Source organism: Sphingomonas sp. Leaf28, from assembly GCF_001421685.1.
Taxonomy (GTDB): domain Bacteria; phylum Pseudomonadota; class Alphaproteobacteria; order Sphingomonadales; family Sphingomonadaceae; genus Sphingomonas; species Sphingomonas aurantiaca.
This window is the reverse complement of sequence record NZ_LMKX01000007.1, coordinates 823,580-838,361: the sequence shown is the minus strand read 5'-3', so window position 1 is coordinate 838,361 and position 14,782 is coordinate 823,580. Positions and strand designations below refer to the sequence as shown.

General features: G+C 67.4%; 10 protein-coding genes. 5 read left to right on the top strand and 5 right to left on the bottom strand.

What is annotated here, in order from left to right; genetic code table 11:
* The first annotated feature begins 9 nt into the window (after positions 1-9).
* The 5 genes from ASE79_RS10125 to ASE79_RS10105 all read left to right on the top strand — a co-directional run bounded on the left by ASE79_RS10125 (position 10) and on the right by ASE79_RS10105 (position 7,071).
* A complete protein-coding gene (locus tag ASE79_RS10125; protein ID WP_235516844.1) occupies positions 10-2,922 on the top strand; it encodes a TonB-dependent receptor in 2,913 nt (970 codons plus the stop codon).
* A complete protein-coding gene (locus ASE79_RS10120; protein WP_056415471.1) occupies positions 2,922-4,187 on the top strand; it encodes a histidine-type phosphatase in 1,266 nt (421 codons plus the stop codon). The genes ASE79_RS10125 and ASE79_RS10120 overlap by 1 nt, the downstream gene beginning before the upstream one ends.
* Before the next feature lie 60 nt (positions 4,188-4,247).
* A complete protein-coding gene (locus tag ASE79_RS10115; protein ID WP_056415468.1) occupies positions 4,248-4,568 on the top strand; it encodes a hypothetical protein in 321 nt (106 codons plus the stop codon).
* Positions 4,569-4,744: 176 nt separating this feature from the next.
* The gene (locus ASE79_RS10110) at positions 4,745-6,448 is read left to right on the top strand and encodes a catalase (protein ID WP_321163329.1); all 1,704 of its coding nucleotides are present in this window, start codon (positions 4,745-4,747) and stop codon (positions 6,446-6,448) included.
* Positions 6,449-6,513: 65 nt separating this feature from the next.
* Entirely contained in the window at positions 6,514-7,071 is a 558-nt protein-coding gene (locus ASE79_RS10105) for an ankyrin repeat domain-containing protein (protein WP_056415462.1), read from the top strand.
* Positions 7,072-7,221: 150 nt separating this feature from the next.
* Here the strand turns inward: ASE79_RS10105 and ASE79_RS10100 are convergent, their stop codons facing one another.
* From ASE79_RS10100 to ASE79_RS10080, 5 genes are all read right to left on the bottom strand, one after another.
* On the bottom strand, positions 7,222-9,924 hold the full coding sequence (locus tag ASE79_RS10100) for a TonB-dependent receptor plug domain-containing protein (RefSeq protein ID WP_056415459.1): 2,703 nt from the start codon (positions 9,922-9,924) through the stop codon (positions 7,222-7,224).
* A 705-nt stretch (positions 9,925-10,629) separates the two neighbouring features.
* A complete protein-coding gene (locus ASE79_RS10095) occupies positions 10,630-12,066 on the bottom strand; it encodes an NAD-dependent succinate-semialdehyde dehydrogenase (protein ID WP_056415456.1) in 1,437 nt (478 codons plus the stop codon).
* A gap of 128 nt (positions 12,067-12,194) precedes the next feature.
* Positions 12,195-12,668 carry a DUF1348 family protein gene (locus tag ASE79_RS10090; RefSeq protein WP_056415452.1) on the bottom strand — a complete coding sequence of 158 codons (474 nt, stop codon included), beginning with the start codon at positions 12,666-12,668 and terminating at the stop codon, positions 12,195-12,197.
* A complete protein-coding gene (locus ASE79_RS10085) occupies positions 12,665-13,732 on the bottom strand; it encodes a glycosyltransferase (RefSeq protein WP_056415449.1) in 1,068 nt (355 codons plus the stop codon). Before ASE79_RS10085 ends, ASE79_RS10090 begins: the two co-directional genes overlap by 4 nt.
* Positions 13,729-14,739: a galactosyltransferase-related protein gene (locus ASE79_RS10080; protein WP_200910350.1), complete on the bottom strand. Its 1,011-nt coding sequence runs from the start codon at positions 14,737-14,739 to the stop codon at positions 13,729-13,731. Before ASE79_RS10080 ends, ASE79_RS10085 begins: the two co-directional genes overlap by 4 nt.
* Positions 14,740-14,782 lie beyond the last annotated feature (43 nt).

The window sequence follows — 14,782 nt, the reverse complement described above, 5'->3', positions numbered from 1 at the left end:
ATGAACACCGTGACGACCAATCGCCGGCGCCTGTGCCGATCGTTCGTGCTGGGCGCCGCCTTCGCTGCGCTGTCGACCAGTTTTCTCGCCACCGCCGCCAGCGCGCAGGCGCGTCCCGTGACCGTCCATCTCACCAGGCAGCCGCTCGGCAGGGCGCTCGAGGCGCTGGCCCGCCAGAGCGGCACCGACATCCTGTTCACCCCCGCCGCGGTCGCCGGGATGACCGCGCCTGCGCTCAACGGCACGATGCTGCCGCACGCCGCGGTCGAGCGGCTGATCGCCGGCACGCGACTCACCGTGCGTCGTGACCCCAATGGCGCGTTGCTCGTGGCCGCGACCGTTGCTCCGCCGCAGACGGTCGCGACCGCGTCGCGCCCCGATGACACCGGCCCAGCCGAAACCGCCGACGTCGTCGTCACTGGCTATGCGAGCAGCCTCACCACCGCACTCGCGCAAAAGCGCAAGGCGACCAACGTCATCGACGTCGTCAAGGCCGAGGATATCGGCAAGTTCCCCGCGCAGAACATCGCCGAGGCTTTGCAGCGCGTCCCCGGCGTCTCGATCGTCCGCGATCGCGGCGAGGGCGTGTTCGTTCGGATCCGCGGGCTCGGCGCCAATTTCCAGGTGGTGACGCTCAACGACCGCTCGGTCGCGGTGAACGAGAATGTCCGCGACAGCGGCCAGAGCGGGCGCCAGTTCCGTTTCGACACGCTCCCCTCCGAGCTCATGTCCGCGGTCGAGGTGATCAAGAGCCCGCGCGCGAGCCTGGACGAAGGCGGCATCGGCGGCATCGTCAACCTGCGCACCTTCCGCCCGCTCGACCTGAAGAAGCCCGTGCTCGCGCTGTCGGCGACCGCCAGTTCGCCGCGCCTCGCCGGTGCGGTCGATCCGCGGCTGTCGGGCATGGCGAGCTGGGCGAGCCCGGACGGCAAGTTCGGCGCGCTGATCGCGGGCGTCTATGACGAGCGCACCACGCGGCAGGACCGCATCACCGGCGTCGGCTGGGCGGACGGCAAGATCGACACCGACGGCAACGGCTCGCTCGACAGCGCGACGATCCTGATCCCCACCGCGATCCGCCCGACGCTCGAACGCGAGAATCGCGACCGGATCGGCATCAACGGCGCGGTCCAGTGGAAGCCCGACGACCGGTTCGAGCTGAACGTCGACGGGCTCTGGAGCCGGCTGAACGTCGCCTATGACGAGCTGACCTATTCGGCGGCGGATGGCTCCAACCTGCCGCGCGGGATCGTGCCGGGTAGCGCGGTGATCGAGAACGGCGTGCTGACCGGCGCGACGACGACCGCCTCGACCACGCAGATCGGTCGCGAGACGTCGGTGCTCCAGTACAAGAACTGGCTGGTCGGCACGAACGCCAAGTGGCAGGCCGGCGGCTGGACGATCGCCGCGGATGGCAGCATCGGCCGGGCCTATTCGAACACGCCAGAGCCGATCTACCGCACCCGCCTGCTCGGCACGGTCGGCGCGACGACGTTCGATTTCGGCAAGGCGGGCGACCGGCTGCCCAACGTCACGCTGCTGAACGCCGACCTCTCGAACCCGTCGCTGCTGCCCGGACGACGGATCGAATACCGCGTCAACGACTCCAAGGACCGGGAGCGCGCTGCCAAGCTCGACGTGACGCGCGACCTGACCGGCGTCGTCAGCGCGCTGCATGCGGGCGTGAAATATCAGAAGCGCACACGCGCCTATGATCGCCGCGACATCAACTTCACCAGCGGCATCACGGGCAAATATTTCGATGCGAGCTATTTCGTGCCGTTCCCCGTCGACGATTTCCTGGATGGCGCGAAGGGCACCCTGCCAACCAGCTGGGCGATACCCGATCCGGCCAAGTTCCTCGCCGCCGCCACCGGCAAGGAGGCGCTGCTCGCCGCCCCGCTCGCGCGCGGCGATCTGCGCAACAGCTATGCGATCGGCGAGGAGATCGTCGCGGGCTACGGCATGGCCGATTTCGCCTTCCCGCTGGGCGGCGTCGCGGTGCGCGGGGATATCGGCGTCCGCTATGCCCGGACTCGCCAGACCTCGTCGGGCTATGCCGATGACGGCAAGGTCGCGCTGCCCGTCACCTACGACAAGACCTATGACAATATTCTGCCCTCGTTCAATCTGGTCGCCGAGGTCTCGCCCGATCTGCAAATGCGCTTTGCCGCGTCGAAGGTCATCACCCGGCCATCGCTCGCCGATCTGGCGCCGCGCCTGACGATCAATTCGAGCCCGACCGTCCTCACCGCGGTCGGCGGCAACCCCGAGCTGAAACCGTTCGAGGCGTGGCAATATGACGCCACGGCCGAATGGTATTTCGCGCCGGGCAGCGCACTGGTCGGCGGCGTGTTCTACAAGGACATCACGACCTTCGTGTTCCAGCAGACGCGCGATTTCGTCCTCGACGGCCAGACCTATCGCCTGACCGCGCCCAAGAACGGCGGCGACGCCTATGTCGCGGGGATCGAGATCGCCTATCAGCAGCTCTTCAAGATGCTCCCCGCGCCGTTCGACGGCCTCGGCGCGCAGGCCAACTACACGCACACCAGGACCGGCGGCACCTATGCGCTGGTGACCGGCGGCACGTTCCGCGATGCGCTGGTCGACGTCGCCAAGGACAGCTTCAACCTGACCGCCTTTTACGAGAAGGAGCGCATTGGCGCGCGCGTCAGCTACAGCTGGCGCGGCAACGTGCTGCGCGACGTCGGCGGCGCGGGACTTGCCGCGAACAACGACAGCGCGTTCGGCAGCCTCGATTTCGACATGTCGTACAAGGTGACGCCGAACGTGACCTTCGTCGTGCAGGGCATCAACATGGCCGGCGGCGTGCAATGGCAGTATGTACGCGACAACCAGTTCGCGGGCTATACCGATTACGGCCGCACGCTCACCGCCGGCGTCAGGGCGAAGTTCTGATGCGGATCGCCTCGCTCGCGGCCGGCCTCGCGCTGGTGGCCTCGACGATGGGGGTGGCACAAACGCCATCCCCGCCAAAGGACAAGCTCGAACGCGTCGTCATCGTCATGCGCCACGGCGTGCGCAGCGCGATGTCGAGCCCGGAGGAGCTCGGCCGCTACAGCCGCCGCGCCTGGCCGCGTTTCGCGGTGCCGGCGGGGCATCTGACCGCCAATGGCGCGACGCTCGTGACGATGCTCGGCGGCTGGTACCGCGCGCATTACCGGCAGCTAGGGCTGCTCGGCGCGAGCGACTGCGCGGTCTATTACTGGGCGAACCATACGCAGCGCACCGAGGCGACCGCGACCGCGCTCGCCGCCGGCCTGACGCCGGGGTGCGCGACACCGATCCACCAGTCGGCGGCCGCGCCCGATCCGCTGTTCGAGGCGCCACAGACCCCGCTCGCGCCGCTCGATGCCCCGCGGATGCTCGCGGCGATCTCCGCGCGTGTCGACGGCGATCTCGCGGCGTGGGACGCGCGGCAGACCCCCGACCGCGACCGGTTCGAGGCGCTGATGCTGCAATGCCGCCGCATCCCCTGCTCGTCGGCCGAGCGTGCGAAGGTCCAGCGCCGGCTCGGCGACACGCCCATCGCGATGCGGATCGACGGCGGCAAACCCGATCTCACCTCGCCCAGCCTGCAGGTCGCCGGGATCGCCGAGAGCCTCGTCATGGCCTATGCCGACGGGCTCGCGTTCGACGGCTGGCGCGGGATCGATGCGGCGACGATCGGCCGCGCGCTCGTCGTGCACGGTGCGGGCATCGACCTGCGCACCCGCACCCCGGAGGTCGGCCGCCAGACCAGCAGCTATCTCGCGGTGCGGCTGCTCGCGACGCTCCAGCGCGGCGCCGGCGTCACCGCGCTGGCCGATCCGATCGGCGACGGCGAGAAGATCGTCGTCCTCAGCGGCCATGACGGGACGGTGACGATGCTCGCCGGCCTGCTCGGTCTCGACTGGACACTGCGCGATTATGCCGTGGGCGAAGCGGCCCCCGGTGGCGGGCTCGTCTTCGAAGTCTGGCGTGTCGCCGCGACCGGGCAGCAGGTCGTCCGCATCCGCTACGTCGCGCAAGGGCTCGATCAGATGCGTCGCCGCACGCCGCTGTCGATCGACGCACCGCCCGAGATCGCCGCGATCCGCATCGCCGGTTGCGGTGATCCTTGCCCGCTGTCGGACTTCACGACGCACCTGCTCGCCAGCGTGTCGCCGGTCGCGCCGCACTGACTGCCGCCCGCACGTCGTCTTGCACTAGCCTGGACGCGTCAGCCTGCTAGGCGGGGCGACATGCTCAACATCCGCAGCGGAACCAGTATCGTCGAGGTCGACGGGGTCAAATATGAATGGCAGCTCCAGCGTGAGCCGCAATGGTCGGACGCCGACGGGTGGAAGGGCATGATGGTGTCGCTGGTGCAGAAGGACACGCAGCGCGCCGCGATCCTGGAGTTTCCCCCGCCGATGCGGCTGCTCAAGGGCCTGCAGCGCGGGCGCCTCCAGGTCAGCGACGCGCTCGTCGCGCGCGGCGTGCGCGCGGCGCTGGGGGCCGGCTGGGAACCCGAATCGCGCGGCAAGCCGATGGTCTTCACGGTCGACGCCGACGGCAATTGACGCGCCGCCGGGGCCGCGCGCGCTGACGAGTCTGGCACCGATCGATTGAACCGATCGATTGCTGTCATCCAGATTCCCCGTTTCGGATGCCGCGAACGCTCGATCAAAGGGTCCTCCTTGCCGCACGTCCTGTGCGGGCACGCGTCGCCGTACGCGTGCACAGACAGAGGGTCCCGATGAAGAACTTGAACAGCCGTCAGGCGATGGCGGCGATGCTGCTCGCTGCCGCCTCCACCAGCGCCCTCATGGCTCCGGCCGCCGCGCAGACGATGCCGGTCGCCGACACGCAGGCCGAGACGCGGATGACCACCGCGGCCGCCCCGGTCAGCGCCGGCAAGCCCGCGCTCGCACAGGCCGGCGTTGCCGGGACCGTCGATGCGAAGGGCGACGCAGGTAGCGCCGCGGCCCCGCAGATGACGCGCGACAATGGCGCGCCGATCGGCGAGAACCGCCACTCGAAGGCGGCGGGCGACTTCGGCCCGGTCCTTCTCGAGGACACCACGCTGATCGAGAAGCTCGCCCGCTTCGACCGCGAGCGTGAGCCCGAGCGCGTCGTCCACGCGCGCGGCACCGGCGCGCACGGCGTCTTCACTGCCACCGCTGACATCTCCAACATCACCAGCGCATCGCTGTTCGCGTCGGGCAAGCAGACGCCTGTGTTCGTCCGCTTCTCGACCGTGATCCATCCGTCGGGCAGCCCCGAAGGGATGCGCGATCCGCGCGGCTTCGCGACGAAGTTCTACACCGATCAGGGCAATTGGGATCTCGTCGGCAACAACCTGCCGATCTTCTTCATCCGCGACGCGATCCAGTTCCCGGACATGATCCATTCGCTGAAACCCTCGCCCGTCACCAACAAGCAGGATCCCAACCGCTTCTTCGATTTCTTCTCGGCCACGCCCGAGGCGACCAACATGCTCGCGCACGTCTATTCGAACCTCGGCACGCCCGCGTCGTACCGCACGATGGATGGCAACGGCGTCCATGCGTTCAAGCTGGTCAATGCCAAGGGCGAGACGGTGTTCGCCAAGTTCCGCTGGATCAGCCGCCAGGGCGTGAAGAACCTCAACGGCGCGCAGGTCGCGACCGCGTCGTGGAACTATCTGACCGACGATCTCTATGGCGAGATCGCGAAGGGCGATTTCCCCGTCTGGGATCTGATGGTCCAGACGATGAAGCCGTCCGAGTTCGCCAAGCTCGACTATAATCCGTTCGACGATACCAAGGAGTGGCTGGGCGTGCCGTTCCGCAAGATCGGCGAGATGACGCTCAACAAGGTGCCGACCAACTTCTTCGAATTCACCGAGCAGTCGGCGTTCGCGCCCGCCAACATGGTGCCGGGGATCGAGGCGTCGCCCGATCGTATGCTCCAGGGGCGGCTGTTCTCCTATTCGGACACGCAGCGGCACCGGATCGGCGCGAACGTGATGCAGCTGCCGGTCAACCGGCCGCTCGCCAGCGTCGTCAACAACAACCAGGATGGCCAGCTCGATCACGCCACGAAGACCTCGGACGTCAATTATTTCCCGGCCGCAACCGCCGCGAAATCGACCGATGCCCGCTACCGCGCCTCGACCTATGCGGTCGATGCGACGGTCGACGCCAAGCCGATCGCCAAGACCAACAACTTCGCACAGGCAGGTACGTTCTATCGTGCGCTGACGGCCCAGGATCGCGCCGATCTCGTCACCAACCTGGCGGGCGATCTGAACGTCGTGACGTCGGCTCGGACGAAGACGATCATGGTCAGCTATTTCTACCAGGCGGACCAGGATTTCGGCACGCGCCTCGCGACCGCGGTCAACGTGCCGATGGCGGACGTTTCGCGCGCCGTCGCGGACTATCGCGCCGCCAACCCGGCGCAGACCACGCGTCGCTAAAGCGGGGCAGGGGGCGCGGTTAGCTCCGCGCCCCCGACCTCGTCGATCAGGAAACGAGACTTACGATGCTGATATTCTTCGCCGCGTTCGCTAGCCTCGCGGCACCGCAGGCCGCTCCTGCCACCACGCCGGTTGCGCTGCCATCGCCCGAGCGCCGCCAGCAATTGCTGTTCGACGCCGCGCGGCTCGGCCGCACCGACATGATCGATCCGCTCGTCAAGGCGGGTGCGGACATCAACGCCTATGACGATCGCGGTTTCACACCGGTGATCCTGGCCGCCTATAACGGACAGGCCGCAACCGTCGACGCGCTGATTGCCAAGGGCGCGAACGCTTGCCGCCCGGACCGCGATCAGGGCAACACCGCGCAGATGGGCGTCGCCTTCAAAGGCGAGGACGCAATCGCCGCGCGCCTGCTGAAGGCCGGCTGCGACGTCAATGCACGCAACAACGCCGGCCAGACCGCGCTGATGATGGCGTCGCTCTTCAACCGCACGCATCAGGTCGACATGCTGCTGGCGGCGGGTGCCGATCGCACCATCCAGGACGCCGCTGGCCGGTCCGCCAGCTCGGTCGCGGCGGACCAGGGCAACGCGCCGATGGCGACACGCGTCAAGCGCTGAGCCGCCAAACCCTGCCGCACGTGCTACCGGCACGTGCGGTCTTGCGATGGGGCCGCGGTAGCTGACGGGTATCGACTTCGGGCATGCCGCCGTTGCGATCTCCGATAACCACACGCGTCAACAGGGACGCGTAAAGCGCCCCTGTCCGGATCAGTATTTCACGCGCAGGCGCGTGTAGTAGAAGCCGCCGTTGAACCCGAACGGGCCACCTCCACGGGGATAGACCTGACCGTCGGACGTGCCGCCGGTGAGCGGGTAGAGCTGTACCGTGCTGTTCGCGGCGAGCCGGTCGGGATGCTCGTCGGTGAAGTTCTGCGCGCCGATCGACAGCGTGAAATGCTCGGCGAAGGTGTAGCTCATCTCCAGATCGGTGACGAACTTGCCGCCGAAGACCTGGTTGGGCGTCGCCCCGGTCACGACGCCGTTGGTGACGATGTTGGTCACGCCGTAATCCTGCGCCGCGGTGAACGAACTGTAGTAATTCTCGCGGACGTTGAAGCTGAAATTGCCCAGCGCCCAATTGGCGTTGAAGACGATGCGATGCTTCGGCGCGAGGTTTTCCGCATCGATCAGGATCGGGAAGTTGATGACGCGGGCGTCATAGTCGGTGACCTTGGTCTTGTTGTAGTTATAGGCGAGCGTGAAATTGAGCTGCGCCTCGCTCAGCTTGGTGCGGTAGGTGCCGACGACGTCGACGCCGCGGGTCCGCGTCTTGAAGCCGTTGGTGAAATACTGCACCTGCCCGTCGATGCCGACGGCCTGCAGCGAAGGTTGCGCTGCGAGATCCGCGGCGGTGACGATGAACGGCGAGGTCAGGCCGATCCGGTTGCGAAGGTCGATCTGATACCCATCGACCGTGACCGTGAGACCGCGGACCGGCTCCAGGATGACGCCGAGGCCGTAGTTGGTCGATTTTTCCGGGGTCAGCGGCTCGGCCCCGTAATATTGCGCGGGCGCGCTGCCGACCGGATAGGTGCCGGCCTGGAACGCGTTGCCGCCGTTGAACGACGTCGTCACGATCGAGACGTTCGACTGGCCTGGCGACGGTGCGTGGAAGCCGGTGCCGACGCTGCCGCGAACCGAGAAGCCTTCGACGAACTTGTAGAGCGCGTTGACCTTGCCGACCCAGGCGCTGCCGAACGTGTTGTAATGCTCGTACCGCCCCGCCGCGCCGACCGTGAGCGCGTCGGTGAGATCGGTTTCGAGACCGACATAGGCGGCATAGGCCTTCTGGTCGAAACTGCCCGCGGTGGCCGGGCTGGTGCCGGCATAGCCGCTGGCGCCGACGCCTTGCGCCGCGGTCGTGCCGGAGAAGGTGTACACCCCCGGCGCGGTCAGCGTGTAGAGTTGCTGCGCGACGGCATAGGGCCCCGCGCTATAGGATTGCAGGTCGCCCGCGGTCTGTTCGTAGGTTTCCTTGCGGAATTCGCCACCTGCCGAGATCGTCAGCGGCGCCGCCAGTCCGACCTCCGCCGCATAGGTGAAGTCGGCGTTAAAGTTCACCTCCTTCTGGATCAGGTCGCCAAAGTCGAAGCTCGTCTGCGTCGCCGGCCCGTAGGAGAAGTTGGCCGAATTATACATCGACAGAGACAGCTTGTTGCGCGCCAGCGTGCCCGAGAGGTCGTAGGTGAAGTCGCCGCTCGTGCCCTTATAGCCCAGCACGCCATAGAGTTGCTGAGTCTTGCCGACGAAGCGCGGCGTGAAGCCCGCCGGATACAGCTGCCCGAACTTGAACGTGTTGCCGTCGCGCACGAAGCCGCCGCTCGGGCAGGTCGCGTTGCCGGCGGGGCAGGGGGTGAGGAAGAACGTGTTGTTGAACGCGCCGTTCGCGTTCTGATTGCGCACGACGCCGTTCGTGTCGACCGCGGTGCTGCTCACCGGGGCGCGATAGTTGAAGCTCTGGTTGCCCTTGCTCTCCGCAAAGTTGCCGAAGAAATACAGCTTGCTGTCGGGCGTGACGTTGATCGCCGCGTTCAGCACCGACTTGAAGCCATGCGAGGGCGAATTGCCCCAGATCTGCACCGGCAGCGGATAATTGGGCAGTTGCGATGCCAGCGCGGGGAAGTTCTGCGCGAAGTTCGCGGCCGACGGGCGAGTCCGGCCACGGCTGGTCTGTCCCTCGTCGACATATTCGCCGGTCGCGTTGATGAAGCCCCAGTCGCCCTTGATGCCGGCATTGCCCGCAATCTGGTAGCTTTCGCCGTCGCCCGCATAATATTGGCCGAGGCGCCCGACCAGTTCGATCCCCTGATCCTCTCGCAGGCCGTAGTTCAGCACGCCCGCGATCGCATCGGAGCCATATTGCGCGGTCGCGCCTTCGCGCAGCACCTGCAGATTGCCGATCGCGAGCGACGGGATCGCCGAAATGTCGGGCCCCTGCGCGCCGCGGCCGAGCCCGGTGTCGCTGCCGCCATAGACCTGCACCAGCGCCGACCGATTGTAGCGCTTGCCGTTGAGCATCACGAGCACCTGGTCGCCCGACAGCCCACGCAGCGAGGGCGAGCGCACGAAGGTCGACGCGTCCGAGATCGAGTTTTGCCCGGCATAGAAGGAGGGGACGATGTTCTTGAGCGCATCGATCATGTTCGCGGCAGGCTGCGTCGTCAGGTCGGCCGAACTGATGATGTCGACCGGCGAGGGCGAGTTGGCGAGCGTCCGGTCGGTGCGTCGCGTGCCGAGGACAAGGATGTCGCCGGCCGGTTCGTCCTCGACGGGTGCGACGGCTTGCGGCGTCGTGTCCTGTGCCGGCGCCGGGACGGCGTCCTGGCCCGCACCTGCGACGGCGGCATAGGCCGGGGATCCGGACAGCAAGGCGACCGCCATTGCGACGGTTGAGGTCGTGTATTTCATCATCCTAAGCCCCTTTAAAAGTAGCCGTCAGGATCCGCCCCTAATGCGACCTCGCTTTGGACCGCCGATTGCGTTCGGCGTGGCTGCGAGTGTCTTTGTAATCGGTGGCGCGCGTGCGGCGCGGCTCGGGCTGCAGCCCAATGAGCCCAGCTGTCCGCGGCAAGGCGCGTGGCAGCGGGCGCTGCACGGAGAGATTTGTCGAACCGGCGGGGCGCGCGGCGGAGCGCACGCGGTCCAGACGCCGATGGATGAGATACCGATGGGTGAAATGGGGATTGCCGGCGGGAATTGCCGTGAGGGTCGCTGACCCGCGCATCAACCCGCCGCGACGCATCGTAGTGCCGGGACGGCGACGGGAGGACGGACGCTAAAGCGCAATTTGAACCCCCTTTCCGGCATAGCGACGATGCGCTGCGATCCCCACCGAGGGATCACCCGGCGGGAAACAATATTGCAACAATTCGCCATAGTGGGGGTATTATTACAATCTAAAATGCGTCCGGACTGAACGGTTCTGATGTTTTGTTGCAATTTTGTCTCAAGCCGTGGTGCCCGGCAGGCTGCGCAGCTTGGCGCGCCATGCGGTGCGATCGCCTAGATGCGCAACGAAAAGGGGCTTCCGTCCTGGGACGGAAACCCCTGCGTGAGCGCCTATCTTGGTCGCTCGGGGGCGCCGAACTTGGTCGCCCCCGACGGTCGTGGCCCGTGTCAGCTAATGTGCACGGCCTTGGTGATCAGATGCGCGGCGATGCCTTCGGGGCCATCCTCGGATCCGTGGCCGCTTTCCTTCACCCCACCGAACGGGCTGTCCGGATAGCTCAGCCGGACGTTGTTGATCGCGATCATGCCGGCCTCGATCGCATCGCCCAGTATGTTCTGGCGACGGCCATTCTCGGTGAAGCAATAGGCCGCCAGCCCGAACGGCAGACGGTTGGCCTCGGCGATCGCCTCATCGTCGGTCCCGAAGCGGCTGAGCAGCGCGAGCGGCCCGAACGGCTCCTCGTTCATCGCGCGTGCCGACAGCGGCACGTCGGCCAGCACCGTCGGCTGGAAGAAGAACCCACCCTGGCCGCCATATTCGCCACCCGCGAGCAGCTTGGCGCCGTGGCTTGTCGCGTCGCCGACCAGCTCGGCGATCGCATCGGGGCGGCGGGCATTGGCCATCGGGCCCATCTGGCTCGCCGAATCCATGCCGTCGCCAATCTTCAGCCCGCGCGTCCGCTCGGCAAAGCCTGCCGCGAACCGGTCGTAGATGCCGTCCTGGACATGGAAGCGGGTCGGCGCGACGCAGACCTGACCGGCGTTGCGAAACTTGTGCGCGACCAGCGTGTCGAGCGTCTTGTCCAGATCGCAGTCGTCGAACACCAGCACCGGGCCGTGCCCGCCCAGCTCCATCGTCGTGCGCATCATCGTATCCGCCGCCAGCTTCATCAGCGCCTTGCCGACCGGCACCGATCCGGTGAAGCTCAGCTTGCGCGTGATCGGCGAGGCGAGCAGCTGGCGCGACACCATGTCGGGCACGCCGAACACGCACTGCGCGACGTCACCGGGCAGCCCCGCGTCCTGGAAGCAGCGCATCACCTCGACCGCGCTGCCCGCGGTTTCCTCGGACGGCTTGATGATGATCGAGCATCCCGCCGCGACCGCGGGCGCGATCTTGCGCACGACGTTCATGATCGGGAAGTTCCACGCGCAAAACGCGGCGACCGGCCCGACCGGCTGGTGCAGCACCAGGCTGCGCGACCCTGTCGGGCGCGAGAGTACGCGGCCATAGATGCGCTGCGCCTCGGCCGCGTGGAAATCGAGCAGCGCGGCGGCGAACGCGACCTCGCCCTTCGCCTCGGCCTGGATCTTGCCCTGTTCGAGCGTCGCGATCCGCGCGATGTGATCACCGCGCTCGCGCAGCAACTGCGCGGTCCGGACCAGGATCGCCGCGCGCTTTTCGGGCGGTACCGCGCGCCACGCGACGAACCCGCGCTGCGACGCGTCGAGCGCGCGGTCGAGGTCTGCAGCACTCGCGAGCGGCAGTGCCGCTTGGCCCGCACCGGTCGCGGGGTTGAGCACGTCGCGCGTGTCGCGGCCGTCGCCGCTCAGCCACTCGCCGGCGATATAGAGGCCGAGCTTGGTATCATAGGCCGTCGTCATGGGTCGTCTCCGTGGTTGACGTTGGATCGGATGTCGTTGGCCGGGGTCGCTGCGATAAGCCCCGGCGCGCAGGCTCGGGATCGTGCGTGGCAATCGCCGGACCGGTCGAGCGCGATGCCATCCGCAGGCTACAGCCCGAGGTCGGTAAGCCCGGGATGGTCCGCGGGGCGAACCCCGGCGCGATCCCAGTGGAACAGCCGCTCGTCCGGCGTGATCGCGACATCGTTGATGCTCGCATGCCGTTCGCGCATCAATCCATCGGCATCGAACGCCCAGTTCTCGTTGCCATAGGATCGGAACCAGCGACCCGCGCCGTCCTGCCACTCATAGGCGAAGCGTACCGCGATCCGGTCGTCGGTGAACGCCCAGAGCTCCTTGATCAGCCGATAGTCGTGCTCGCGCGTCCATTTGTCGGCCAGGAACGCCTCGATCGCCGCGCGGCCGGTGAGGAAGACGTCGCGGTTCCGCCACACGCTGTCGGCGGTATACGCAGTCGCCACCCGCGCCGGATCGCGACCGTTCCACCCATCCTCCGCCGCGCGTACCTTCTGCATCGCGGTTGCGGCGGTGAACGGGGGTAATGGCGGCCGAGGATCGGTCATGACGGTTCCCTTTCTCTACAGGCGTCGCTGTATAACGCCTCGCATCGATCGAGCCACCGGTCGCGCGTGAACATCGCCTCCACGCGCGCACGCTGCGGCGCCCGGGGTGCGTGCCGTGCAGCAGCGATCGCCTCGGCGAGTGCCGCGACGTCACCGGTCGGCGCGAACCATCCCGCATCGCCGACGATCTCGCGCACCGCACCGGTGTCGAACGTCGCCACCGGCAGCCCGCACGCCATCGCCTCGACCGCGACCAGCCCGAACGGCTCGTCCCAGCAGGGCGTGAACACGAATACCGAAGCCCGCCCGATCGCCGCGGCCAGCGCAGCCGCCTCCAGATGCCCGCCATAGCGGATGCTTCCGTCGAGCAGCGGCACGACGACGCCGTCCCAATAGGCGCGATCCTCGACCGGTCCGAACAGCGTCAGCGGAACCTGCGCGATCCTTGCCGCCTCGATCGCGAGATGCGGCGCCTTGTCGGGGGTCATTCGCCCGCACCACACCGCGCTGCCGTCGCCCTGCGCGACGAACGGCCAGGCGTCCGGCGCGATGCCGTTGTGCAGCACGGAGACCTCGGGCGGCGCACCGTCCGGCCACCAGGCGTCGCGCTGGCGTGCCGAGGTGGTGGTCAGGCGGTGGTTCGGCGTCACACTCGCTTGCACGAACCAGCGCAGCGCATCGTAGGGCGGGACGTGCAGCGACGTTACGGTCGGCACCCGTGCGGTCCGCGCCGGCTCGAGCGGAAAGCGATGCAGGCTGTTATTGTGCACCACGTCGAAGCCGCCCGTAGCGATGCGGTCGCACGCCGCTGCATAACCGGCATCGAGATGCGCGATGAGTGGCGCGAAACCACGATGCTCGGCGTCGGGGAAGGTTCTCTCGTAATGCTCGGCAATGACCGGAGCGGTCGCAAACCGCGGATCGCTGTCGCCCGAGGCGAACAACACGATGTCGTGCCCGCGCGCCTGGAGCCCCGCGGCCAGATGCCAGCACTGCGACTCCATACCCCCGGCAAAGGGCTGCGCGATCGGCTGGCGGACATGGCAAAGGATCGCGATCCTCATTCGGCGGCTGCGGCTTTCTCGGTGGCTGCGAGCCGGTCTTCGAGCAAGCGGATGACGGTCGCGGTATTGGCATAGGGCTGGTGGCTCTGCTGCCCGGTCAGCGCGAGATCGGCGGCATCCGGGCGCCGCAGGATGCGGATCGGCCGCCCCGGCGTCATGTCGATCAGGTCCATAAGGCGAAAGGCATGGAGCCAGTGGCCCATCGTCCGATAGCCCCATTTGCTCTCGAACAGCTCGGCGTTGCGCACGACGCTGTCGAGATGGTGGACCGGCGGCATGTGGTGAGGGTGGTATTGATGATAGGCCAGCGCACCCTTGACCCAGGCGATCGGGATGCCCGCCTGGTCGATCGCCTTGCCGAAATCGGTATCCTCGCCGCCATAGCCGACATAGCGTTCGTCGAAGCCGCCCAGCCCGAGGAACGTCGCGCGCCGCATCGCGAAGCTCAGCGACCAGAAGCAGCGATAGTCGTTGCAGATCTCGATGCCCTCGGGCGGGGGGCCGCGACGGTCGGAATGCTTGACCGAGACCTCGGCGAACCGGTCATACGACCAGTCGCCGGCGGTCGCACCGCCCGGCAGATACAGCACCTCGCCCATCAGCAACCCGTCGAACCCGGCGAGGAACCCGGCATAGTCCGCGACCAGAGTCGGCGTCGGAATGCAATCCATGTCGAGGAACACGATCACCTCGCCGGTCGCGACGCGGGTGGCGGCGTTGCGCGCCGCCGCAAGCGGGAGCAAGTCGGCGACGATCTGGATCTGGCGGATCGGGAAAGGCGCGTCGGGAAGCACGTAGAGCTCGTCCTGCATCACCGCGACGATCAGCTCGGTCGGCATCAGCGTCTGGCGCGTCAGGCCGAGCACGACGTTGACGAGATGGTCGGGGCGTCCCTTGCCGACGATCAGCTCGGTCGGCATCAGCGTCTGGCGCGTCAGGCCGAGCACGACGTTGACGAGATGGTCGGGGCGTCCCTTGCCGAGGGTGACGACGGAAACTTCGGTCATGGCGGTAGCTCTGCTTGAGTAGGATAGGGTGGCCTGCGCCACG

Bases quoted from the DNA above. Each gene is read 5' to 3' on its own strand.
- ASE79_RS10120 (WP_056415471.1), top strand. From the start codon at position 2,922: ATGCGGATCGCCTCGCTCGCGGCCGGCCTCGCGCTGGTGGCCTCGACG.
- ASE79_RS10115 (WP_056415468.1), top strand. From the start codon at position 4,248: ATGCTCAACATCCGCAGCGGAACCAGTATCGTCGAGGTCGACGGGGTC.
- ASE79_RS10110 (WP_321163329.1), top strand. From the start codon at position 4,745: ATGAAGAACTTGAACAGCCGTCAGGCGATGGCGGCGATGCTGCTCGCT.
- ASE79_RS10105 (WP_056415462.1), top strand. From the start codon at position 6,514: ATGCTGATATTCTTCGCCGCGTTCGCTAGCCTCGCGGCACCGCAGGCC.
- ASE79_RS10100 (WP_056415459.1), bottom strand. From the start codon at position 9,924: ATGATGAAATACACGACCTCAACCGTCGCAATGGCGGTCGCCTTGCTG.
- ASE79_RS10095 (WP_056415456.1), bottom strand. From the start codon at position 12,066: ATGACGACGGCCTATGATACCAAGCTCGGCCTCTATATCGCCGGCGAG.
- ASE79_RS10090 (WP_056415452.1), bottom strand. From the start codon at position 12,668: ATGACCGATCCTCGGCCGCCATTACCCCCGTTCACCGCCGCAACCGCG.
- ASE79_RS10085 (WP_056415449.1), bottom strand. From the start codon at position 13,732: ATGAGGATCGCGATCCTTTGCCATGTCCGCCAGCCGATCGCGCAGCCC.
- ASE79_RS10080 (WP_200910350.1), bottom strand. From the start codon at position 14,739: ATGACCGAAGTTTCCGTCGTCACCCTCGGCAAGGGACGCCCCGACCAT.